This is a genomic window from Gehongia tenuis (assembly GCF_014384795.1).
GTDB lineage: Bacteria > Bacillota > Clostridia > Christensenellales > NSJ-53 > Gehongia > Gehongia tenuis.
Genome location: NZ_JACRSR010000002.1, coordinates 334,621 through 341,082, shown reverse-complemented (window position 1 = coordinate 341,082; position 6,462 = coordinate 334,621). Strand labels below are relative to the sequence as shown.

Annotated in this window: 4 protein-coding genes and 1 tRNA gene; 4 read left to right on the top strand and 1 reads right to left on the bottom strand. The window is 51.3% G+C overall.

The genetic code is table 11. The annotated features are described in order from the left end of the window. Positions 1 to 231: 231 nt before the first annotated feature. From H8696_RS07750 to H8696_RS07735, 4 genes are all read left to right on the top strand, one after another. Positions 232 to 1,074, top strand: a complete 843-nt coding sequence (locus H8696_RS07750; RefSeq protein ID WP_249316347.1) for a sugar phosphate isomerase/epimerase family protein — start codon at positions 232 to 234, stop codon at positions 1,072 to 1,074. Positions 1,075 to 1,132: 58 nt separating this feature from the next. Beyond that, positions 1,133 to 1,627, top strand: a complete 495-nt coding sequence (locus H8696_RS07745; protein WP_249316346.1) for an HD domain-containing protein — start codon at positions 1,133 to 1,135, stop codon at positions 1,625 to 1,627. A 102-nt stretch (positions 1,628 to 1,729) separates the two neighbouring features. Continuing rightward, positions 1,730 to 1,818: transfer RNA gene (locus tag H8696_RS07740), tRNA-Ser, on the top strand. Between the two features lie 271 nt (positions 1,819 to 2,089). Then, positions 2,090 to 4,888, top strand: a complete 2,799-nt coding sequence (locus H8696_RS07735; protein WP_249316345.1) for an ATP-binding protein — start codon at positions 2,090 to 2,092, stop codon at positions 4,886 to 4,888. An 8-nt stretch (positions 4,889 to 4,896) separates the two neighbouring features. On the opposite strand, the gene H8696_RS07730 is transcribed toward H8696_RS07735, so the two are convergent. After that, positions 4,897 to 6,336, bottom strand: a complete 1,440-nt coding sequence (locus tag H8696_RS07730) for a GntR family transcriptional regulator (protein ID WP_249316344.1) — start codon at positions 6,334 to 6,336, stop codon at positions 4,897 to 4,899. Positions 6,337 to 6,462: the final 126 nt, after the last annotated feature.

Below are 6,462 nucleotides of genomic sequence, written 5' to 3'. Positions count from 1 at the left end.
AGCATGCGTACACGAAGCAGCTGCTGAATGACGTGCCGAAGCTGAACGAAACCTGGTCATTGAACTAAAACCTCACCAAAATTCTACCCTACTTCTCTTTCCTGAAAACCCTGGCCATTCGGCCAGGGTTTTTTCTTCGCCAAAATTCATATCGCATCTTCCAATCCCCAAGGAAAGGTTGTATAATTATAATCAAGAGAAAATTTGTCCAAAGAAGAAAGGAGCCGCAATATGTATCGATCCTTAAATCCCGGTATGATTGGTGTAGACCTTCCCTTTGAGAAGCTTGCTAAATTAGCCCCTCAATATGGCTATGGCGCTGTTGAACTCTCGCCTACCGCTCTTGTTGAAGAATATGGGGTGGCTGGCACGCAGGATATTATGGGACAGAATGGTTTGATACTGTCCTCCTTCATGCTGCCGGTGTCCTTCCAGTGGGATCCCTCCAAGTTTGAAGAGACCTTCCCCAAGCTGGAAGTTGCCGCCAAAGCTGCTGAAAAGCTTGGCTGTCATCGCTGCAGTACGTATATTTTGAACTTTTCCGACGATCTTCCCTATAAGGAAAACTTTGAGAATCACTGCCGCATGCTGACGGAATGCGCCAAGGTGCTGGCTGATCATGATATCCGGTTTGGATTGGAGTTTGTAGGACCCAAGACTCTGGCGGAAGGTCATAAATATCCCTTCATCCGCGGTCTTAAGGAAATGCTGGAACTGTGTGATGCCATTGGTACTGGCAACATGGGTATTCTTTATGATGCTTATCATTGGTACACTGCGGGCCTCGATTTTTCTGCATTTGATCTGTTCCGCAAAGAAGAAGAGGTTGTGTCCGTGCATATCAACGATGCGAAGAAAGGCCTGCCCATTGATGAGTGTCTGGATGGCCTCCGCTATCTGCCCGGTGAGGGCGGCGGCGTGGATCTCAAAGGCTTCCTGCAGCATTTGAAGGATATGCATTACACCGGCCCTGTAATCGTGGAGCCCTTCAGCGAGACGCTGAAAGCCATGAATACGCCGGAAGAAAAGCTGGCCGCTGTGCAGAAGGCCGTGGATTCAATCTGGGTGGATTGATTGCAGCGCAATGGGGGGGACGGGGCAGACCGTCCCCTTGTTCTTTAAGGAGGTCACGATGAAGGATAAAATCGCAAAATTGAGCCGGATGATGATTGAGTTTGATCGTGAGACACCGGATCGTGTGAACCATTTTTTAAAGGTGTATGGCTTTGCAAAGAGCATAGGTGAACTGGAAGGACTGGATCAGCAGACCCAGTTTACGCTGGAGACAGCCGCGCTGGTGCACGACGTGGGTATTAAGATCAGCCGTCAAAAGTACGGGGACGGCGGATGGCGTCATCAGGAGATCGAGGGACCTCCGGTGGCCCGCAGGATGCTTGAAGAACTGGCCTTCCCACCGGAAATGATTGAGCGGGTATGTTTCCTGGTTGCCCATCATCACACCTATAACGCTGTGGACGGTGCAGATTATCAGATTCTACTGGAGGCCGATTTTCTGGTCAATATATTTGAAAAGGGTATGAATCGTAGCCAGATTGCAGCCATCCGGGACAAAAATTTCCGCACAAAAACGGGAATGGAATACATCAATTGGCTGTTTTTGAGCTAATCAAACAATGGCATCGAAGCAGTAATTTTATCCGCACCTCTTGCCTTTTTTAACGCGTCCCTGTATAATATTATCCGTCCCGCACTTCGGGACGAATAATCAGGAGAAGTATCGAAGTGGTCGCAACGAGCCGCACTCGAAATGCGGTTGTCCGCAAGGGCACGTGGGTTCGAATCCCACCTTCTCCGCCAGATACCCGTACAAACTCAGTTTGTACGGGTTTTTATTTTTGAGGACGATTGAATGCGCTGCCTTTTTGGATTGTTCCGAAGGGTTAAACGAGAGCCTTTTTTATCGAAAAAACGTTGAAATTCTTGGTGTTTCATTGCCATTTGTTTGCAGTTCTGATATCCTTATTATGTCTATAAATAGTGGTGAGCCGATAAAACCATTGCTCAAACCATTGTCCAGTAAGCATGCGTCTCCAGCATCGGTTTACTTTAAAGAATAAGGAGTTCAGGAATGAATAACCGGGGAGAATTAAATCGATATAGACGGAGATTTGCCGCGGTTCTAATCGCGGCGCTTCTGATGATGACCGTGCTGCCGTTGCCTGCGATGGCCGCGGAGGAGGACGAGCCACGCGTGCTGCGAGTCGCCTTCTATCAAATACAGGGGATGACTGAGACATGGGAGGACGGAACGCGTCATGGTCTGGTAGTGGACTATCTCAATGAAATCGCCAAATATACGAACTGGGAATATGAGTACATCGACGTGGGCAGCGGTGAGGAGATGCTGGAGCGGTTTCGAAATGGCGAATTTGATCTGATGGGCGGGAACTATTATGCACCCGAATTGGAAGAATATTATGGCTATCCGGATTACAATACGGGATACAGCCGCTCCGTCCTTCTGGCCAGGCGTGACGATTTGAGCATGCATACTAACATCATGGAAAGCATCGATGGCAAAACCATCGGAGTTTATGCCAATGCCAAGGAAAACATCCGCCGCCTCAAAGAGTTTTTATCCATAAACAATTTGAACTGCCCCATCAAGGAATACTCCGTTGAACAGCTGTCAGTGAAGGGTAATCTCTATACCTATTTGGCCAGCGGAGAGGTCGACCTGCTGCTGGGCAATTTCACAGAGCACAGCGAGGATTTTCGAATCGTAGTATCCTATGATTCGCAGCCCTATTATATCGTGACCACGCCGGGAAACCAAGAGGTTCTGGACGGATTGAACATGGCGCTTGCTGAGATCAGCGCTGCAAATCCAAATTTTGGAACGGAGCGTTTTGAAGCCAACTTCACGGACCCGACGCCAGATATTCTGCTTGATGCTGAAGAACTCGCCTATGTTCAAACGAAGAAGACCGTGACGGTGGCGGTGCCGGAGGGCTGGCATCCGCTTTTCTGCATGACCTCACAGGAAAGTACCCATGATGGGGTGGTGCCGGATATCTTAAAGAAGGTTGAAGCCTATACCGGCTTATCCTTTCACTATGTGTATGCAAAAAGCTATATGGACGCCATTCATATGGTCCAAGAGGGGCGAGCGGACATACTGGGTTTTTATCTGGATTCGGAGGAACATGCATCGGAGGAGGGACTGGCGCTGACGGCCTCCTATGCGAGTTTGAACAATATCGTTGTGCGCAATAAGGCGTCCTCTTATCCGGATGATGGATTGGTGGGCGGAATCGTGGAGGGGCGGGAGCTTCCCATGAACGTTCCGGCGGCGGAAGTAAAGACCTATTCGGATATGGATGAAGCTCTTGCCGCGGTGAATCGTGGCAAAATCGATTTTGTTTATGGGCTGCCCAATCGAATCGAGCTAGAAATTCAGCACAGCTATCTTAACAATGTGGTGCCGGTAACGCTGGTCAACGATATCAGTCATGTGGGCTTTGCGCTGGCTCGGCCTACGGATACGAAGCTTCTCACCATTTTGAATAAGGCGATCAACAGCCTCGATGCCGAAGAGAAGGATGATATTCTCAATCGTAATCTGGTCTCTCTTGGCGCCAGTCAGTTGTCTTTAATGAATTTTGTCTATGCCAATCCGTTCCTGTTTGCGGCTATTCTGGGCGTCGTTCTGCTGATTGTTTTGGCGGCGGTGATTCTGATTGCCCGTTCCCGCATGAAAGCGGCGGCTATGCAGAGCAATTTGGAAAAGGCGGAGGCTTCCAGCCGGGCCAAGGGAGAGTTTCTCTCCAGGATGAGCCATGAAATCCGCACTCCCATGAACGCGGTGGTGGGCCTCGCTGACCTGACCAGCATGATGGAGGATATTCCGGAGGCCGCACGGGCGAATCTAAGAAAGCTGCGCACGTCCTCCCAGTACATGCTCAGCCTTATCAATGATATTCTGGATATGAGCCGCATCGACAATGGAATGCTATCCATTGCCGACGAGTCCTTCTCTTTGGAACAGGTGCTGCATGACCTGCAAAGCATGATGAGCGGAGAGGCCTCGCGCCATGATCTGTCCTTTACTCTGGAAAAGAAGTTCACCCATGGTGCCTTGCGGGGCGATGCTGTTCGGCTGCGTCAAGTGCTGGTGAATCTTCTGTCCAATGCCTTTAAGTTTACCCCGGAAGGCGGGAAGGTCTTGCTGGAGGTGCTGGAAACCGGGTCCGATGAGCGGGGAGCCGCCTTTACCTTTCGGGTGGTCGACAGTGGTATGGGCATCCATCCCGAGGACCAGGAGCGGATTTTTGCTTCCTTTGAACAGCTTGGCAGCAATTCCTCAAAGAGCCAGGGCACTGGACTTGGGCTGGCCATCAGCAGCAGTATTGTCCGGCTGATGGGCGAGGAACTCAAGGTCAAAAGCCAGCCCGGCGAGGGTAGTGAATTCTATTTCAGCATCACGCTGCCCTTCGGCGAGGTGGTGACTGAACCTGAGGAAAAGCGGGAGGGTCAAAGGCTGGACGGCGTACAGGTTTTGATCGCAGAAGACAACGATCTGAATGCCGAAATTGCGATGGAGCTTTTAAAGATGCAGGGTGCAGTGGCCCATCGGGCGAAAAACGGCGCGCTGGCGGTAAAGCGTTTTGAGGAAAGCAGACCTGGCGAATTCCAGATCATTCTGATGGATGTACAGATGCCGGAGATGAACGGGCTGGACGCCACGAGGGCTATTCGCGCCCTTGACCGACCGGATGCGGCCGTCATTCCCATCGTTGCCATGACGGCCAACACCTTCCAAGAGGACGTTGACGCCGCCAAGAAAGCGGGGATGAATGATTTTCTGGCAAAGCCCCTTGATGTGGCCCGTCTTTACCGTGTCCTGCAAGGTCTGATTAATGGATGAGGGAGAGGCTAAAGTTTCTCCGGGACGCGCAGGGCCCGAACCTCGGGAAAACCAAGCCGGTCCATCAGCTCTGCTGTGAAGTTTAGCTGACGAATGGAAATGTCCTCTAACTCGACGGCAAAGGCGGCGCTGTCCTCCCGCTCCAAACAGTCCAAAAGGATTTCAAGATGGGGGAGTAAAACACGATTGAAGTCCCTCTGATTTCCATGGATGCCCCGCAGGGGGTGTCCCCAAAACAGCAGCTGGAGCAGCTGGGTATACACCATTCGAATCGTTTGCAGAGGTGCATGGCGGGAGATAAATTTCATGGAATCATAGATTATCGTTTCATACCGGCCGGTGCGGCGGATTTCGTTCAGCAGGTTCTTCCACTGCGTAAGGCTGTCCGGGGAAACGAAGGTACTCTCCGCCGTCCTTCTGCAGGTCAGGGTGAGGATCTGCAGACTTTCAATATAATCCTGCAGGCGTTTGCGGATGATGGGTTGGGTGAAATCGCAGTTTTCTGAGCTTTGGTCGAGAAGCAGGACCTGTGCGCCGACGCCGTTGATGGACCTTATCGCTCCGATCTGGTTGAGGATTGTCAGGGTCCGGCGAATGGTGCTTACGGAAACCTGTTTTTCTTTCGCCAGCTTTTCCAGACTGGGCAGATAGCTGCCCGCCGGGAATTCACCCCGGCTGATTGAGCCCAGAATCTCCCGACTGAGCGAGTAACACAGCTGGGACGGTTTTTTATAGCCGTTCCAGGCAAAGGAAATCTGCGGCTGGGCAGGAGAAGGCACAAGCCGCTCGGCGTAAAATTGAGAAAGAGCGGAGGGAAACACCGTCAAAAAATCGTCCACCGCGGCCTGCAGTCCTGTCCAATCCTTTTTCCGGCAGCACCCGGTCATATTCAGCAGAGGGTTTCCCGCTTTCACAAAATATTTGATATTCTCGGCAATGCTGAGAAAGGGCGCTTCAAAAAACATGAAGTTCTGCCAGACAAGACGCATCATGAGATCGTTGTGAAGCGAGTCATAGATCAGCTGCAGCTGGCGCGCATAGGAGAGGAATATGTTCTTCTCCCGGGCATAGTCTTCGATCTTATCCAGGGCCTCCGGCGGCATGGTTTTCATTGCCAGCCATTGGGTTTTGCCAAACAGAAGCCGCATGGATTGGCTCAAATCCAATAGAGCGTCCCTGCGCTCCCCATAGAACGCCCGAATGTTCCGTTCGATCTCGGCTCCGCTGTAGCGCACCCTTACCGTGGTGCCTATGCTTTTGGATAAGGTGATTAAGCCATCCGCTTGAAGCCGGCGGTAGGCTGAACGTACGGTATCAAAGGAAACCAGCATCTGCTGGCTCGCTTCCTCCATGGTGGGCAGACGGTCTCCAAAACGGTAGGCCCCAAAGCGTATTTGTGTGGTGAGGAAACTGTATATGACTTGGCAAAGCTCCATTTCATTGTGCAAAAGCTGTCCCTCCTGAATCCGGTGCAAACGTGCGGAAAAGAGTGTATCATACGGCTTTTTTTATGATAACATTTTTTCCTTGCAAATGCCAATCTTAAGCGCCCTCAGCAGGCCGGGCGGTTGCTA